Source organism: Roseicyclus marinus, from assembly GCF_030163795.1.
Lineage (GTDB): Bacteria > Pseudomonadota > Alphaproteobacteria > Rhodobacterales > Rhodobacteraceae > Roseicyclus > Roseicyclus marinus.
Map to the genome: position 1 here is coordinate 18,054 of NZ_JASJOF010000001.1, position 14,125 is coordinate 32,178.

General features: G+C 66.2%; 17 protein-coding genes. 4 read left to right on the forward strand and 13 right to left on the reverse strand.

Annotated elements, in window-relative coordinates; all coding sequences use genetic code 11:
• Positions 1-23: 23 nt before the first annotated feature.
• Entirely contained in the window at positions 24-761 is a 738-nt protein-coding gene (gene recO, locus QQK63_RS00105; protein WP_277828187.1) for a DNA repair protein RecO, read from the reverse strand.
• Between the two features lie 65 nt (positions 762-826).
• On the opposite strand from recO, the gene QQK63_RS00110 reads away from it, so the two are divergent.
• Positions 827-1,444, forward strand: coding sequence for a Pr6Pr family membrane protein (locus tag QQK63_RS00110; RefSeq protein WP_277828106.1), 618 nt, complete (start codon positions 827-829; stop codon positions 1,442-1,444).
• A gap of 83 nt (positions 1,445-1,527) precedes the next feature.
• Here QQK63_RS00110 and QQK63_RS00115 read toward each other — a convergent pair whose 3' ends face one another.
• Together QQK63_RS00115 and era are read right to left on the reverse strand one after the other, a co-directional pair.
• The gene (locus QQK63_RS00115; protein ID WP_277828104.1) at positions 1,528-1,857 is read right to left on the reverse strand and encodes a DUF1491 family protein; all 330 of its coding nucleotides are present in this window, start codon (positions 1,855-1,857) and stop codon (positions 1,528-1,530) included.
• 3 nt (positions 1,858-1,860) lie between these two features.
• On the reverse strand, positions 1,861-2,766 hold the full coding sequence (era, locus tag QQK63_RS00120) for a GTPase Era (RefSeq protein WP_277828102.1): 906 nt from the start codon (positions 2,764-2,766) through the stop codon (positions 1,861-1,863).
• Positions 2,767-2,960: 194 nt separating this feature from the next.
• Between era and argC the strand changes: the two genes are divergently transcribed.
• A complete protein-coding gene (argC, locus tag QQK63_RS00125) occupies positions 2,961-3,875 on the forward strand; it encodes an N-acetyl-gamma-glutamyl-phosphate reductase (protein WP_277828100.1) in 915 nt (304 codons plus the stop codon).
• A gap of 2 nt (positions 3,876-3,877) precedes the next feature.
• Here argC and QQK63_RS00130 read toward each other — a convergent pair whose 3' ends face one another.
• The 9 genes from QQK63_RS00130 to folK form a co-directional block, all read right to left on the reverse strand.
• Positions 3,878-4,639, reverse strand: coding sequence for an NAD(P)H-dependent oxidoreductase (locus tag QQK63_RS00130; protein WP_277828098.1), 762 nt, complete (start codon positions 4,637-4,639; stop codon positions 3,878-3,880).
• A gap of 103 nt (positions 4,640-4,742) precedes the next feature.
• On the reverse strand, positions 4,743-5,426 hold the full coding sequence (gene rnc / locus QQK63_RS00135) for a ribonuclease III (RefSeq protein WP_277828095.1): 684 nt from the start codon (positions 5,424-5,426) through the stop codon (positions 4,743-4,745).
• Positions 5,423-6,208 carry a signal peptidase I gene (gene lepB, locus QQK63_RS00140; RefSeq protein ID WP_277828093.1) on the reverse strand — a complete coding sequence of 262 codons (786 nt, stop codon included), beginning with the start codon at positions 6,206-6,208 and terminating at the stop codon, positions 5,423-5,425. The genes rnc and lepB overlap by 4 nt, the downstream gene beginning before the upstream one ends.
• A gap of 175 nt (positions 6,209-6,383) precedes the next feature.
• Positions 6,384-6,836: a holo-ACP synthase gene (gene acpS / locus QQK63_RS00145; RefSeq protein ID WP_277828091.1), complete on the reverse strand. Its 453-nt coding sequence runs from the start codon at positions 6,834-6,836 to the stop codon at positions 6,384-6,386.
• 233 nt (positions 6,837-7,069) lie between these two features.
• Positions 7,070-7,813, reverse strand: coding sequence for a pyridoxine 5'-phosphate synthase (locus QQK63_RS00150; protein ID WP_277828089.1), 744 nt, complete (start codon positions 7,811-7,813; stop codon positions 7,070-7,072).
• Positions 7,814-7,846: 33 nt separating this feature from the next.
• Complete coding sequence (locus QQK63_RS00155) at positions 7,847-8,488, reverse strand: DUF2062 domain-containing protein (protein ID WP_277828087.1); 642 nt, start codon at positions 8,486-8,488, stop codon at positions 7,847-7,849.
• Between the two features lie 67 nt (positions 8,489-8,555).
• A complete protein-coding gene (locus QQK63_RS00160) occupies positions 8,556-10,679 on the reverse strand; it encodes a RelA/SpoT family protein (protein WP_277828085.1) in 2,124 nt (707 codons plus the stop codon).
• Positions 10,680-10,710: 31 nt separating this feature from the next.
• A complete protein-coding gene (rpoZ, locus tag QQK63_RS00165; protein WP_277828084.1) occupies positions 10,711-11,064 on the reverse strand; it encodes a DNA-directed RNA polymerase subunit omega in 354 nt (117 codons plus the stop codon).
• Between the two features lie 47 nt (positions 11,065-11,111).
• Positions 11,112-11,750, reverse strand: a complete 639-nt coding sequence (folK, locus tag QQK63_RS00170; RefSeq protein WP_277828082.1) for a 2-amino-4-hydroxy-6-hydroxymethyldihydropteridine diphosphokinase — start codon at positions 11,748-11,750, stop codon at positions 11,112-11,114.
• 128 nt (positions 11,751-11,878) lie between these two features.
• Between folK and QQK63_RS00175 the strand changes: the two genes are divergently transcribed.
• Positions 11,879-12,445, forward strand: a complete 567-nt coding sequence (locus tag QQK63_RS00175) for a LabA-like NYN domain-containing protein (protein ID WP_277828080.1) — start codon at positions 11,879-11,881, stop codon at positions 12,443-12,445.
• A 66-nt stretch (positions 12,446-12,511) separates the two neighbouring features.
• Here QQK63_RS00175 and QQK63_RS00180 read toward each other — a convergent pair whose 3' ends face one another.
• Positions 12,512-12,994, reverse strand: a complete 483-nt coding sequence (locus QQK63_RS00180) for a c-type cytochrome (RefSeq protein WP_277828078.1) — start codon at positions 12,992-12,994, stop codon at positions 12,512-12,514.
• 138 nt (positions 12,995-13,132) lie between these two features.
• On the opposite strand from QQK63_RS00180, the gene ispH reads away from it, so the two are divergent.
• Complete coding sequence (gene ispH, locus QQK63_RS00185; RefSeq protein ID WP_277828076.1) at positions 13,133-14,092, forward strand: 4-hydroxy-3-methylbut-2-enyl diphosphate reductase; 960 nt, start codon at positions 13,133-13,135, stop codon at positions 14,090-14,092.
• The last annotated feature ends 33 nt before the right edge of the window (positions 14,093-14,125 follow it).

Genomic DNA, 14,125 nt, shown 5'->3' on the forward strand with positions numbered 1-14,125 from the left:
GTGCTGCGCGGTTGAGCGCGCGCTTATGTGCTGCGCGGTTGAGCGCGCAGGGCGATCAGATCGACAAGGCGCTGCCGCGCAGGGGGCAGGGGTTTTTCGCCCAAGGCGGGTGCAAGCCGGTCGGTCAGGAAATGCCCCGTGGTGCGCAGGCCCGCCACCACCTCGACCGGGTCGCCCCCCGCGAGCCCCATAAGCGCGCCGGGCAGCGGCAAGAGGCGGTCGGCCCATTCCCCGGCACCGGCGGCGGAGACCGCCCGGCCCGTGCGTGGCGAGACATAGGCAAGCCCCTGCGTGGCGCCCGTGACGGCGCAGGCCGAGAGGTCGAGACCGAAACCCGTTTCCTCCAAGAGCGCCAATTCCCATGTCAGGTAGGCTTCGGGCCAGCGGTCGGCCCCGAGCCCGTCGAGCAGCGCGAGGGTGCGGGCATAAAGCCCGGGATAGGCATGGCGTTCGGGCAGCGCGAAAGACAGGAGCGCGCAGACCGCCGACAGGCCCGCCAGCGACAGGCGGTCGTCCATCGCTTCGGCTGCGCGGCCCCGGATCAGGTCGACGCTATAGGCTCCCAAATGCGCATCCAGCCGCGCCCGCCATGTCGCGTCAAGCTGCGCGCCCGGTTGCAGGAGCGGAGCCATCTTGCGCGAGGCACCGCCCTTGAGCACGCCCATGTGCCGGCCCAGATCCTTGGTGAACAGGTCGAGGATCGCGGCATGTTCCCCATGCCGCCGCACATTCAGCAAGATCCCTTCGGCACGCCATTCCATGGCCTTGGCATATGCGCCGGGCAGCACGCTTGTCCATCGCCGGGCTGCGTGGCAGGCTCCGGCGCATGTTCCCGCAACTGTCCCGTTCTGCCCGCCGTACGGCCCTGCTGATCGCGCTTGTCTCGGCGGTGTCGTTGGGCGTGCAGGTCTGGCACCTGATGAGCGTGCTGGAGCGGGACCTGGCCGCGACGCTTTTGGACATGGCGCGGTATTTCACGATCCTGACGCATGTTCTGGTGGTGGTGACCTTTGCCATCGTCTCGCGGCCATGGCGCAACGGGGTGTCGGGGCCGTGGCTTGCGGCGCTGACCTTGTCGATGGTGATGGTGGGGGCGGTCTATCACCTGCTGCTGTCGGAGCTGGTGGATTTTACCGGACTCGGCTGGTGGGCGGATCAGGGGTTGCACACGATCGGGCCCTTGGCCGTGTTCCTGTGGTGGCTGTTCCATGCGCCCAAGCGGCGGCTGGTCTATGCGGATCTGCCGATCTTTGTCATGTGGCCGTCCGTCTATGCGGCCTATGTGCTGGGCCGAGGGGCGCAGGACGGGGTCTATCCCTATCCGTTCATCGACCTGCCGGTGATCGGGGAGGCGGCGGCGGCGGTGAACCTGGCGGCGCTGCTGCTGGTGTTCTTGCTGGGCGGTGTGGCGATGATCGCCATCGGGCGCTATGCGGACAGGTAGCGGGACTTGGTTGGGCGGATGGCCCACACAACGCGTGAGCGGGCAATTCGAGCGGGATCATGGTCGGGTGGGGGGTGCGGCCCTCAGGCCAATCCCGGCTCATCAAGGAGGTGCCGCCCGGCGCGATCCTCCACCTCGATCACCCAGAGGTCGGGATCGAAGCTGCGCTGGCGGGTGATGGCGGCATCCACCTCGGCCTCAGGCCCGCGGGAAAGATCCATCCAGACCGCGGTGCCTGTCATCAGGTCGGTCCGGCGCTGAAACGCCACCGCCTGCCCGTCGAGCGTGTTGCATTTGACCAGCACCGCGCCCGCCGTCGCATCGCCGCGCGCCACGACAAAGGCCGGGATATCGGCCAGCCGCAGCCGCGTCAGATAGGCCTGCACCCAGAATTCGGCGGTGAGCCGCGCCAAGGGTCAGTTCCCGTCGCGGAAATCGAGGCCCATCTCGGTATAGCGCTCGGCCTCTTCCAGCCAGTTGGGGCGCACCTTCACCTGCAAGAACAGGTGGACGCGGCGGCCCATGAATTCCTCCAACTCCTCGCGCGCGGCCTTGGAGACGGCCTTGATCGTCTCGCCGCCCTTGCCCAGAACGATGCCCTTGTGGCCGTCGCGGGCGACATAGACCACCTGGTCGATCCGGGCGGAGCCGTCCTTGCGCTCTTCCCAGTGTTCGGTTTCGACCGTCAGCTGGTAGGGCAATTCCTCGTGCAGGCGCAGGGTCAGTTTCTCGCGCGTCATCTCGGCGGCGATCATGCGCATCGGCAGGTCGGCGATCTGATCCTCGGGGTAGAGAAACGGCCCCTCGGGCATCGCATGGGCAAGCCATTCGCGCAGATCCTGGACCCCGTAGCCGCGTTCGGCGGAGATCATGAAGGTGCGTTCGAAGGGGAAGGCCGCGTTCATCTCCTCGGTCAGTTTCAGGAGCACCGGCGCCTCGACCCGGTCGATCTTGTTGATGGCCAGAACCACGCGGCGGCCCGTGGCCTTTTCGGAGAGGGCGGTCAGGATCGTATCGACGCCATCGGTCTTGCCGCGATGCGCCTCGATCAAAAGGACGATCACATCGGCATCGGCGGCCCCGCCCCAGGCGGCGGCGACCATCGCGCGGTCAAGCCTGCGGCGCGGGCGGAACAGGCCGGGGGTGTCGACGAAGACGATCTGGCTTTCGCCTGCCATGGCGACGCCGCGGATGCGGGCGCGGGTCGTTTGCACCTTGTGGGTGACGATCGAGACCTTGGCCCCCACCATGCGGTTCAGGAGCGTCGATTTGCCTGCATTGGGCTCACCGATCAGGGCAACGAAACCGGCGCGGGTGGTCATGGGCATATCCTTGGGGCGGGTGTCTGGCCCGTGGCCATAGCCGATTGCGGCCCGCATGGCCATGGTGCAGAGGCGCGCGGGTCTGCGCCTTGGCTTTCATCAGCTTTCGTGATGGGTCGTGTTTCCAATCCGCTATTGCAGCGAGGCCGGGTAAACCGCTATCCGGGCGGCGACCAGCGCAAGGGGCAAGGGCCATGGCGGCAAAGGTATTCATCGACGGCGAGGTGGGAACGACGGGTCTGCAGATTCGCGCGCGCCTCGAGATGCGGGACGACATCACGCTGATCTCGCTGTCCGAGGAAAACCGCAAGTCGCGGCTGGCGCGGATCGGGGCCTTTGCCGAGGCTGATGTCGCGATCCTCTGCCTGCCCGATGCGGCGGTCCACGAGATCGCGCCGGATCTTGCACATCAGCCCTGCCGGGTGATCGACGCCTCGACCGCGCACCGGGTGCATCCCGACTGGGAATACGGCTTTGCCGAACTGGATGCAGGCGCGCGCGACCGGATCGCCGCGGCGAAATACGTGTCGAACCCCGGCTGCTATTCCACCGGAGCCATCGCGCTGCTGAAACCGCTGGTGGCGGCCGGCGTCATCGCCGCGGATCATCCTGTCACGATCAACGCGCTGTCGGGCTATTCGGGCGGCGGGAAATCCATGATCGCCGAATTCGAGACCGGAGCCATTTCCGGCGGCTTCGTCTATGGCACGGGCCAAAAGCACAAGCATCTGCCCGAGATCGTGGCCCATGCCGGTCTGACCCGGAAGCCGATCTTCGTGCCGCAGGTGGGCCAGTTCGCACAAGGGATGATCGTGCAGGTCCCGCTGCACCTGCCCGCCGGTGGCCCCGCCGCCGCGATGGAGGCCTTGGCCGCCCATTACGCCGGACAGCGTTTCGTGCGCGTTGTCGCGCGGGAAGAGCTGAGCGACAGGATCGACCCGCAGCGCATGAACGACACCAACATGATGGAGCTGAGTGTCGATGGCGACCCCGAGACCGGGGCGACGGTGCTGATCGCGGTTCTCGACAATCTGGGCAAAGGTGCGTCCGGGGCTGCGGTGCAGAACCTCAACATCCTGCTCGGGCTGGACGAGGCGACGGGCCTTTAATCCTAACCCTCGTGCCGGATGAAGGGCCAGTGGCTGGGCGCCTCGGGCCTTAGACGTCCGTCGCCATCGAAATCCGCATCGGCGTTGAACGGCAGGAGCGCGCGCGCGGGGAGGTCCGCGATCACGGCCTGCTGATCCTCCAGAACCCGGGCCAGCCGTGCCTCGAGCGCCCGCTTGCGCGCGCCTTCGTGATAGCCGTGAACGCCATGAACCAGCAGGGGTTCGGCCACCTCCATCCCGCAATAGCGCAGCGTATAGGCCAGTGGCCAGAGGAGGAGCCGGGTTTCGCCCTCCTTGCCGTCGGGCCCCGCCTCGCTGTCCCGCGCGCCGGTGGTGACGCAAAAAAGCGCGCGTTTGCCGCGCAAGAGCCCGGTGTCGAAGCGGCGGTCCACGTCATGCAACAGGCCATGCACCAGCGCCCGGTCGCACCAGCCCTTGAGCATGGCGGGCGGCGCGAACCACCAGATCGGAAAATGAAAGATGATCCGGTCAGCGGCGCGGATCTTGTCCACCTCCGCCGCGATCTCGGGCGGAAGGGTTCCGGTGGCTGCCGCCTGTTCCTGCGCCTTCAACGCATCGAAGGGCGCGGGCGGCGCAGCGTAGCGGCCCGGCTCCTCGGCGGGATGAAACCCCATGTCGTAGAGATCCGACCATAGAACGTGGTCGCCTTGCGCCGTAGCTGCCGCCGCGCTCGCCTCGGCCCATGCGCCACAGAAGGACCTGCGCTCGGGATGCGCCAGCACGATCAGGGTTGTCCGCTCCAAGCCCTTTTTCCCTTCTCTGTTTCAAAAATATCCTCGGGGGGAGCGCGAGGGGGGCAGACAGCCCCCCTCGCCTAAAATTCCAGCGACCAAAGGCGGCTAAATCCTAGCCCCGTTCCAGCCGGTCCAGCAGCGCCCGCGCGGCGGCCTGTTCGGCCTGACGCTTCACCCGGCCCTCGGCGGTCATCGCCGTGCCGTCGGCCAGCCGCGCTTCGACCCGGAACAGGGGCGCGTGATCGGGGCCGCTGCGGGACAGCTCGGCATAGACGGGCGGGGCCATGCCGCGGGCCTGCGCCCATTCCTGAAGCGCGGTCTTGGCGTCGCGCGCATCCTCGGCCACGCCGGCGACGCGCGGCCCCCAGAGGCGCAAGATGACGGCGCGCGCCGCCTCGAAGCCGCCATCCATGTAAACGGCGGCGATCACCGCCTCCATCGCATCGCCCAGAAGCGCGGTCTTGCGCCGCCCGCCGGTCGACATCTCGGATTTGCCAAGCCGCAGGACGGTGCCCAGATCGATCTCGCGGGCGACATCGGCGCAGGTTTCCTTGCGCACCAGCGCGTTGAAGCGCGGGGCAAGCTGCCCCTCGCGCGCCTCGGGGTCGTGGGTGAGGACCGCCTCGGCCATGACAAGGCCCAGCACCCGGTCGCCGAGAAACTCGAGGCGCTGGTTGTCGGGCCGCGTGGGCGAACTGAGCGAGGCATGGGTCAGCGCACGCGTGATCCATTCGGGCTGGGCGAAATCATGGCCCAGCCTTGTGCAGAAATCGGCCAGTTCGCGCGACAGTTTCACTCGACCGCCCGGAAGAAACGGTCGGAGCGCCAGGTCCAGAAATAGACCATCCGCTGCCCGGCGGACGAGAACATGATCCGGTCGGCGCGGCCGAGGATGTTCTCCATCGGCACGAAGCCGACGCCGCCCACCGATTGCGGAAAACGCGAATCGACCGAATTGTCGCGGTTGTCGCCCATGACGAAGACATGGTCTTCGGGGACGGTGAATTCGGGCGTGTTGTCGGCCCGGCCCCCGTCGGCGATGTTCAGGATCGAATGGCTGACGCCGTTCGGGAGCGTTTCGGTAAACCGTTCCTTGAGGCAGATCGCGCCTTCGCCCACCGGGCCATTGGAGCAGCGCGGCGGCAATTGTTGCGGGCCCTGGCGTTCGTAGACTTCCTCGAAGGGCGGCTCAAGGGTCAGTTCGACGGGGGTGCCGTTGATGTGCAAGAGCCCGTCGATCACCTGGATCCGGTCACCGGGCAGACCGATCACGCGCTTGATGAAATCGCTGCCCTCGGTCGGGTGGCGGAAGACGACGACATCGCCCCGGTCGGGAAGGCTGCCGAAGATGCGGCCCTCGAAGGGGCACATGGAGAAGGGGCAGGAATGGCGCGAATAGCCATATGCCATCTTGTTGACGAAAAGGAAGTCCCCGATCAGCAGCGTATCCTTCATCGAGCCGGACGGGATCCAGAAGGGCTGGAAGAAGAGGGTGCGGAAGACGCCCGCGATCAGGAGCGCGTAGACGATCGTCTTGACCGTTTCCCAGATACCGTCCGATTTGGCCGCTGCCGCCATGATCCGCCCTGCCTGTCCGTTGCTGCGCCTGTCGCCGCTTGCGGCGGGTTTGGGCCAGCCCCCGGCGCAAGTCAAGGAAGCAGGCGGTTTTCGGCTGCCGCGCCTGCCCTGCGGCTGGTCCGGCGGCGCTGTCGGGCCGTCCGTATTTTGGGGAAGATGAAGCCTGGGCCAGGGTTCAGCTGAGCGTGCGGGGCGGCGGTTTGGCGGAGCCGGGACGCAGGCTTTCCTCGGGATTGGGGAGCGCCTCGATCACCACATGGGCCTGCGCCCAGGGATGGTCGTCGGTCAGGCTGACATGGATGATCGCAGTGTAGCCTTCGGGGGTCATCTGGTCGAGCCGTTCCTTGGCCCACCCGGTGACCTGCATCACGGGCTGGCCCGAGGGCAGGTTCGACACGGCCATGTCGCGCCAGGCGATGCCCATGCGCAGCCCGGTGCCGAGCGCCTTGGAACAGGCCTCCTTGGCCGCCCAACGTTTGGCATAGACGGCGGCCGGATCGCTCATGCGTTCGGCGCGGTGCCGCTCGGTCTCGGTGAAGACCCGGGCGCGGAACCGGTCGCCGAAGCGGTCAAGCGCGGCCTGGATGCGTTCGATATTGGCGAGGTCCGTTCCGATGCCGAGAATCATCGCGCGCTCGTCTGGCCTGTGGTCGGGTTGATCGGGATGGACAGGGCCGGCAGTTTCTGCCGGCTAAATGAGAAGCGGGCCTGTCCCTGGACCCGCGAGGTCGCGAGGCTGGGGGCCGTGGTCGCGGGGATCAGGGGGATGCGCAAGGGGCCCTCCGGGGCAAAAGGACAGGCAGGCGTTACGGGACAAGAGTTGCGCAACTTGGGCGCGACTTCAATCCGGCACCTCGCGGGTCAGCCGCGGGCGGCTTCCATCGCGGCGCGCATCGTGGCGATGGCCTGCGGCAGGCCGACGAAGACCGCCTCGCCGATCAGGAAATGGCCGATGTTCAACTCGCGCACCTCGGGCAGGGCGGCGATGGGGGCGACGGTGTCATAGCTCAGGCCGTGGCCCATGTGGACCTCGAGCCCGAGATCGGCGGCCTGTTTCGCGCCGTCGATCAGCCGGGCAAGCTCGGCATCACGCGCGGCGAAATCGCCCTCGGCGTGGAAGTCGCAATAGGCCCCGGTGTGCAATTCGATGACGGGCGCGCCGATGCGGGCGGCCGCAGAGATCTGATCCGGATCGGCGGCGATGAAGAGCGAGACGCGACAGCCCGCGTCGCGGAGCGGTGCTATGTATTCGGCCATCCAGTCGGCCCGGGCCGCAACCTCGAGCCCGCCTTCGGTGGTCCGCTCCTCGCGGCGTTCGGGCACGATGCAGGCGGCGTGCGGGCGGTGGGCCAGCGCGATGGTCTGCATCTCGGCGGTGGCGGCCATCTCGAAATTCAGGGGGATGCCGATCGCGGCCATGATCGCGCCGATATCGGCGTCGCGGATGTGGCGGCGGTCTTCGCGCAGATGGGCGGTGATGCCGTCGGCCCCGGCCTGTTCGGCCATCACGGCGGCGCGCACCGGATCGGGCAGGGCGCCCCCGCGCGCGTTCCTGAGCGTTGCGACGTGATCGATGTTCACGCCCAGCCGAAGACGATCCGCCATGGTCCCATTCCCCTTTTGCCCGTGCGCTGCAGCCTAGCGCTTTGCCGGGGCCGCGCCAGCCTGCGCGCGCAGCTTTTCCATCTTCTTTCGCAATCTGGCGGATCGCCGTTTTTGATAGGCGTGGATCACCGGCACGCTGAGGTAGTAGCAGATCACGCCACAGACCAAGCCGGGCAGGATCGCGCCGACCATCCAGGGAAAGAAGACGTCGTCGTAGAAGCGGTGCAATTCGTCCCAATGCGCGGTCTCGGGCGTGAAGATCGCGATGAAATTGTGCCAAAGGTCGCCCGCCGCCGCGCCGAATTTCGAAAAGATCGACTCGTCGAGACCGCTTCTCATGCTGGTGCCGAGCATCCAGTGGCCGGTCTGAAGCGAGATCCAGGCGATTGGAACATAGGTCAGCGGATTGCCGAGAAAGGTCGCCAAGAGCGCGGCGAGGATCGAGCCGCGCATCAGCAGGGCAAGGATCCCCGCCACCACGAAATGCAGGCCGAAAAAGGGGGTGAAGACGGTGAAGGCCCCGGCGAAGACGCCGCGCGCGATCTGTTCGGGGGTGCCGGGCAGGCGGCGCATGCGGTGCTTGACGTATTGCGCGGCGCGGACCCAGCCCCCACGGGGCCAGAACACCTCCGTCACGAGGCGCAGGATCGAGCGGGAATCGCGGCGCTTGAACACCTTGCGCGTCTTTCCTTCCTGCCGGTGCCGCGAGCGGCCCCGTCTCCCTATCCTCGGACCCGCCCTCTCAGGGGCGGCGTTCGAGGTCCCGGAACCGCTGCAGGCTGGCCACGTCGCTGTCAAGTTCGACCGCCATCATGACCGCGTGCAGGTGTTCCGCATTGCGCACATCCACATCGATCAGCAGCCGGAAGAAATCCGGCTTGCGGTCGATGAAGTGCAGGTCGGAGATATTGGCGTTCTGCTCGCCGATCAATGTGCAGATCCGTCCCAGTGCGCCATTCGTGTTCGAGAGCGTGACATCGATGGTGACGTTGTGGACGGCGGCATGGCGCCCTTCGGACCAATGCAGGTCGATCCAGCGTTCCGGCGCGGTGTCGAAGGCGGCCAATGCGCCGCAGTCGATGGCGTGGACGATGGGCCCGCGCCCGGCATAGGTGATGCCCACGATGCGTTCGCCCGGAACCGGCTGGCAGCATTGCGCGCGGCGGATCTCGGTCCCCGGGGGCAGGCCGATGACGGCGCGCACGGCCTCCACCTCGCCTTCCTCGGTACGGCCGGCAAGCTCGGGGTAGATCCGGGCGACGACGCGGCGGGCGGACAATTCCGCCGATCCGATCCGCGCCAGCAACTCGTCGCCATCCTTGAGGCTGATGGCGCGGGCGGCGGTGTCGAGCGCCTTGTCGGTGGCTTTCTTGCCGAATTGTTCGAAGGCGACGCGCGCGAGTTCGCGGCCGAGCTTGATGTAGCGTTCGCGGTCTTCTTCGCGCAGCATCCGGCGGATCGCGGCCTTGGCGCGGCCGGTGACCACGATGTCGATCCAGCTGGCCTGCGGGGTCTGTCCCTCGGCGGTGATGATCTCGATGGACTGGCCGTTTTTCAGACGCGTCCAGAGCGGCACGCGCAGCCCGTCGACCTTGGCCCCCACGCAGGAATGGCCGATCCGCGTGTGGATCGAATAGGCGAAATCGATCGGCGTCGCGCCCTTGGGCAGTTTCACCACGTCACCCTTGGGGGTGAAGCAGAACACCTGGTCGGAATACATCTCGAGCTTGACGTGCTCGAGGAATTCGTCGTTGTCCTCGGCGGTCTCGAAGCGTTCGGTCAGACCTTCGAGCCATTTGGCCGGGTCCACGGCAAAGGGGTTCTGGACCCTGACGCCGTCGCGGTAGGACCAATGCGCGGCGACGCCCGATTCGGCCACGTCATGCATCTGGCGGGTGCGGATCTGCACCTCGACCCGTTTGCCGTCGCGGCCCGACACGGTGGTGTGGATCGAGCGGTAGCCGTTCGATTTGGGCTGGCTGATGTAATCCTTGAACCGCCCCGGAACCGCGCGCCAGCGCTGGTGGATCGCGCCGAGGATGCGGTAGCAATCATCCTCGGTGCCGGTGATGATGCGAAAGCCATAGATGTCGGAGAGGCGCGAAAAGGCGAGATCTTTTTCCTGCATCTTGCGCCAGATCGAAAACGGCTTCTTGGCGCGGCCAAACACATCGGCCCTGAGCCCATGCTTGTCGAGCACGGCCTCGATATCCTCGGTGATGCGGGGGATGACGTCGCCGGTTTCCTTTTGCAGCGTCACGAAGCGGCGCATGATCGAGGTGCGCGCCTCGGGGTTGAGGACGCGGAAGGACAGGTCCTCCAGTTCCTCGCGCATCCATTGCATGCCCATCCGGCCGGCAAGCGGCGCGTAGATGTCCATGGTTTCATGCGCCTTCTTGGCCTGCTTTTCCGGCTTCATGTGCCGGATCGTGCGCATGTTGTGCAGGCGGTCGGCCAGTTTCACGAGGATCACGCGCAGATCCTTGGACATGGCCATCAGGAGCTTGCGGAAATTCTCGGCCTGTTTCGATTCGCGGCTGGAGAGTTCCAGATTGGTCAGCTTGGTGACGCCATCGACCAGTTCGGCCACGTCATGGCCAAAGAGCGTTTCGATCTCGGTATAGGTGCCCTTGGTATCCTCGATCGTGTCGTGCAGGAGTGCCGTGGCGATGGTGGCATCGTCCAGACGCTGTTCGGTCAGGATGGCGGCGACGGCGACGGGATGGCTGAAATAGGGCTCGCCCGAGTGGCGTTTCTGCCCCTCGTGCATCCGCTGCGCATAGGCATAGGCGCCCCTCAGGAGCGCCTCGTTGGTTTTCGGGTTGTAGTTGCGGACAAGCGAAAGAAGGTCGTCGGCGTCGATCATTCTTGTCCCAGCCCGCCGGTGGCCATGGCGATCAGCGCTGGCCTTGTGCTTCCATGAGGGCGCGCAGCATCTGCTCTTCGCTCATGTCGTCGCGGGCGGGGCGATCCGCCTCCACACCCTGAAGCAGCGCCATGGCGTCTTCTTCGGGTTCGTCCACCTCGATCTGGGTCTGGTGGCTTTCGATCAGACGCTCGCGCAGATCGTCGGCACCTTGCGTTTCCTCGGCGATCTCGCGAAGCGCCACGACGGGGTTCTTGTCGTTGTCGCGATCGATGGTCAGTGCGCCACCCGACGCGATTTCGCGCGCGCGGTGGGCGGCCAGCATGACAAGCTCGAAGCGGTTGGGAACCTTGTCGACGCAATCTTCAACGGTGACGCGGGCCATGCGAAGGCACCTCCAGAATCTGCTCGGGAGCGGAATAAGCGTCCCTGTTAGCGCCGGAAAGCCGGGAACACAAGCCCGGAAGAGGCGTTCGGGCCATCGGTCGACGGCATGTCCTGCCCCGGCCATGGGACGGGACGGATCTCGGCCCGTTCGGCATCGGGGCGCGCGGCCAGCATCGCGGCGACGTCCTGCCCCGTGACCGGGTGCCACCAATCCGGCGCAACATCGGCCAGAGGCACCAGCACGAAGCTGCGCTCGGCCAGCCTTGGATGGGGCAAGATCAGGCGGTCGGGCAGATCCACCGCCGCGCGGTCGGGGGGCAGGGCCGCCCAACGGGACTGCGTGGCGGCATCTGGGCGCACCGCATCGCCAAGCGCCACGAGGTCGAGGTCGATCACACGCGCGCCCCACCGCGCGCCGCGCACTCGGCCCAACTCCGTCTCGACTGCGTGCAGCAGCGCCAGCAGCGCCTCGGGCGTTTCCGACCAGCGAAAACTTGCCGCAGCATTCACGTAATCCGGGCCGGATCCTGCAGGGAAGGCGGGGGTCGTGAACAATCGGCTTGTTTTCATGCCCCAAACCCCCTTCTGTCCCAGCAGGAGAAGGCTTTTCTTCAGGGTTCGCGCGGGGCTGTCGGTGCCGTTGGTCAGGTTCGCTCCGAGGGCCACAAGAGCGAGGGGGGGCATCGCGGTGTCTCTCTCGTGTTGCACGTTTCTTGCCCATCCTTATCTTGGAGCCCTTGGCGTTCGGCGCGCGGCAGGTTCACTCCCTGCCGATTCCATACGGGGACGCCAGTAAATCAAGGACGTTGGTTATGTTTTATCGTGATGAACGGTTGGCGTTGTTTATCGACGGCTCCAACCTTTACGCTGCAGCCAAGTCGCTGTCTTTTGACATAGACTACAAGCTGTTGCGTCAGGAATTCATGCAGCGCGGCAAGTTGTTGCGCGCATTCTACTATACCGCCCTTCTGGAGAACGAGGAATATTCCCCGATTCGCCCCCTTGTGGACTGGTTGCATTACAACGGGTTCACGATGGTGACGAAACCGGCCAAGGAATTCACCGACAGCCAGGGTCGTCGCAAGATCAAGGGCAACATGGATATCGAACTGACCGTCGATGCCATGGAGATGGCCGACCATGTGGATCACATCGTGCTCTTCTCGGGCGACGGGGATTTCCGCAGGCTGGTCGAGGCGTTGCAGCGCAAAGGGTGCCGGGTTTCGGTCGTCTCCACGATCCGCAGCCAACCGCCGATGATCGCTGATGACCTGCGCCGGCAGGCCGACAATTTCATCGAATTGGATGAATTGCGCGAGGTCATCGGCCGCCCGCCGCGAGACGACCGCGCGCCCCAGCGGCAGGAAGCCGAGGTCTGAAGCCGAGGTCTTAAGCCGATGGGCCTGCCGTGATCGGCAGGCCCCTCCGCTTTACGGCCCTGTCCGTCAGGGCAATGCCGCGCGCGCGTTGATGTCGTTGTGGATGGCGATGATCTCGGGCGGCCAGGTCGATTTGATGTAGCTGAGCACGGCGATGATCTGCGCTTCGGTCAGGATATCGGCAAACCCCATCATGTCGCTTTGATAGCCGCCGCCGACGATGGCCGCGGTGCCGCGTGTGGTGATGTCAATCAGCTGCGCATCGGGATGGTGCCATGTGTGGCCGGTCCGGTCATGCGGCGGGGCGGGCAGGCGACCATTGTCTTGCCGCACCTGCCAATCCGCTTGCCCTTCCAGCGCCGCGCCATGGCAGGCGGCGCACTGCGCCTCGTAGATCGCGGCCCCCTCGGCCACGGTGGCGGCATCGTGCCAAAGCAGGATCTGGCCCGGTTGCTGCGCCCCCTGTTCGGTCGCATCCGCTGGCCACAGGGCCACGCCGCCCGCTGTCAGGGCAAAGGTCGCGGTCAGCGTGATGATTGTCCGTCGCATTCAACCCTCCTCGGATGTGCCCCAGATCGCAGCTTCCCCCTGCTGGAAGTCAACCCCCCGGGCTGGACGGAGCCGCACTTTGGCCTTAGCTCTTGGTGTAACGTCATCCTGACATATCCCTGCCGCCCGAGACCGTCCATGACCAAGCCGCCCCTCACCATCCACCTTGCCGCGCCGCGCGGCTTTTGCGCAGGCGTCGACCGGGCGATCAAGATCGTCGAGATGGCGCTCGCGAAATGGGGCGCCCCGGTCTATGTCCGGCACGAGATCGTCCACAACAAGTTCGTCGTCGACGACCTCCGCGCAAAGGGCGCCGTTTTTGTCGAGGAGCTGGACGATTGCCCGCTCGACCGGCCGGTGATTTTTTCCGCGCATGGCGTGCCGAAATCCGTCCCGGCAGAGGCCGCGCGGCGCAACATGGTCTATGTCGATGCCACCTGCCCGCTTGTCAGCAAGGTCCATATCGAGGCCGCGCGCCATCATGAAAACGGCCTCCAGATGATCATGATCGGCCACGCGGGCCACCCCGAGACGATCGGGACAATGGGCCAATTGCCCGAGGGCGAGGTGTTGCTGGTCGAAACGGTCGAGGATGTGGCCAAGGTCGCGGTCCGCGATCCTGCGCGGCTGGCCTTCGTCACCCAGACCACGCTTTCGGTCGATGACACGGCGGACATCGTCGCGGCCCTGCAGGCGCGGTTTCCCGCCATCGTCGGCCCGCACAAGGAAGACATCTGTTACGCCACCACCAACCGGCAGGAGGCGGTCAAGGCGATGGCTCTAATGGCCGATGCGATGCTGGTGGTGGGTGCGCCCAATTCCTCCAATTCCAAGCGTCTGGTCGAGGTCGGCGCGCGCGCCGGATGCCGCTATGCGCAACTGGTGCAACGCGCCAGCGATATCGATTGGCGCGCGCTGGAGGGGATCGGGTCGCTGGGCATCACCGCCGGGGCCAGCGCCCCCGAGGTGTTGGTGAACGAGGTGATCGACGCCTTCCGCGAGCGGTTCGAGGTGACGGTAAAGCCCGTCATGACGGCAGAGGAGAACGTGGAGTTCAAGGTGCCGCGCGTCTTGCGCGAAGCAGCCCAAAGCGCCTGAACCCTTGCCCCGCTGCGCGGCATTGGGCAGATA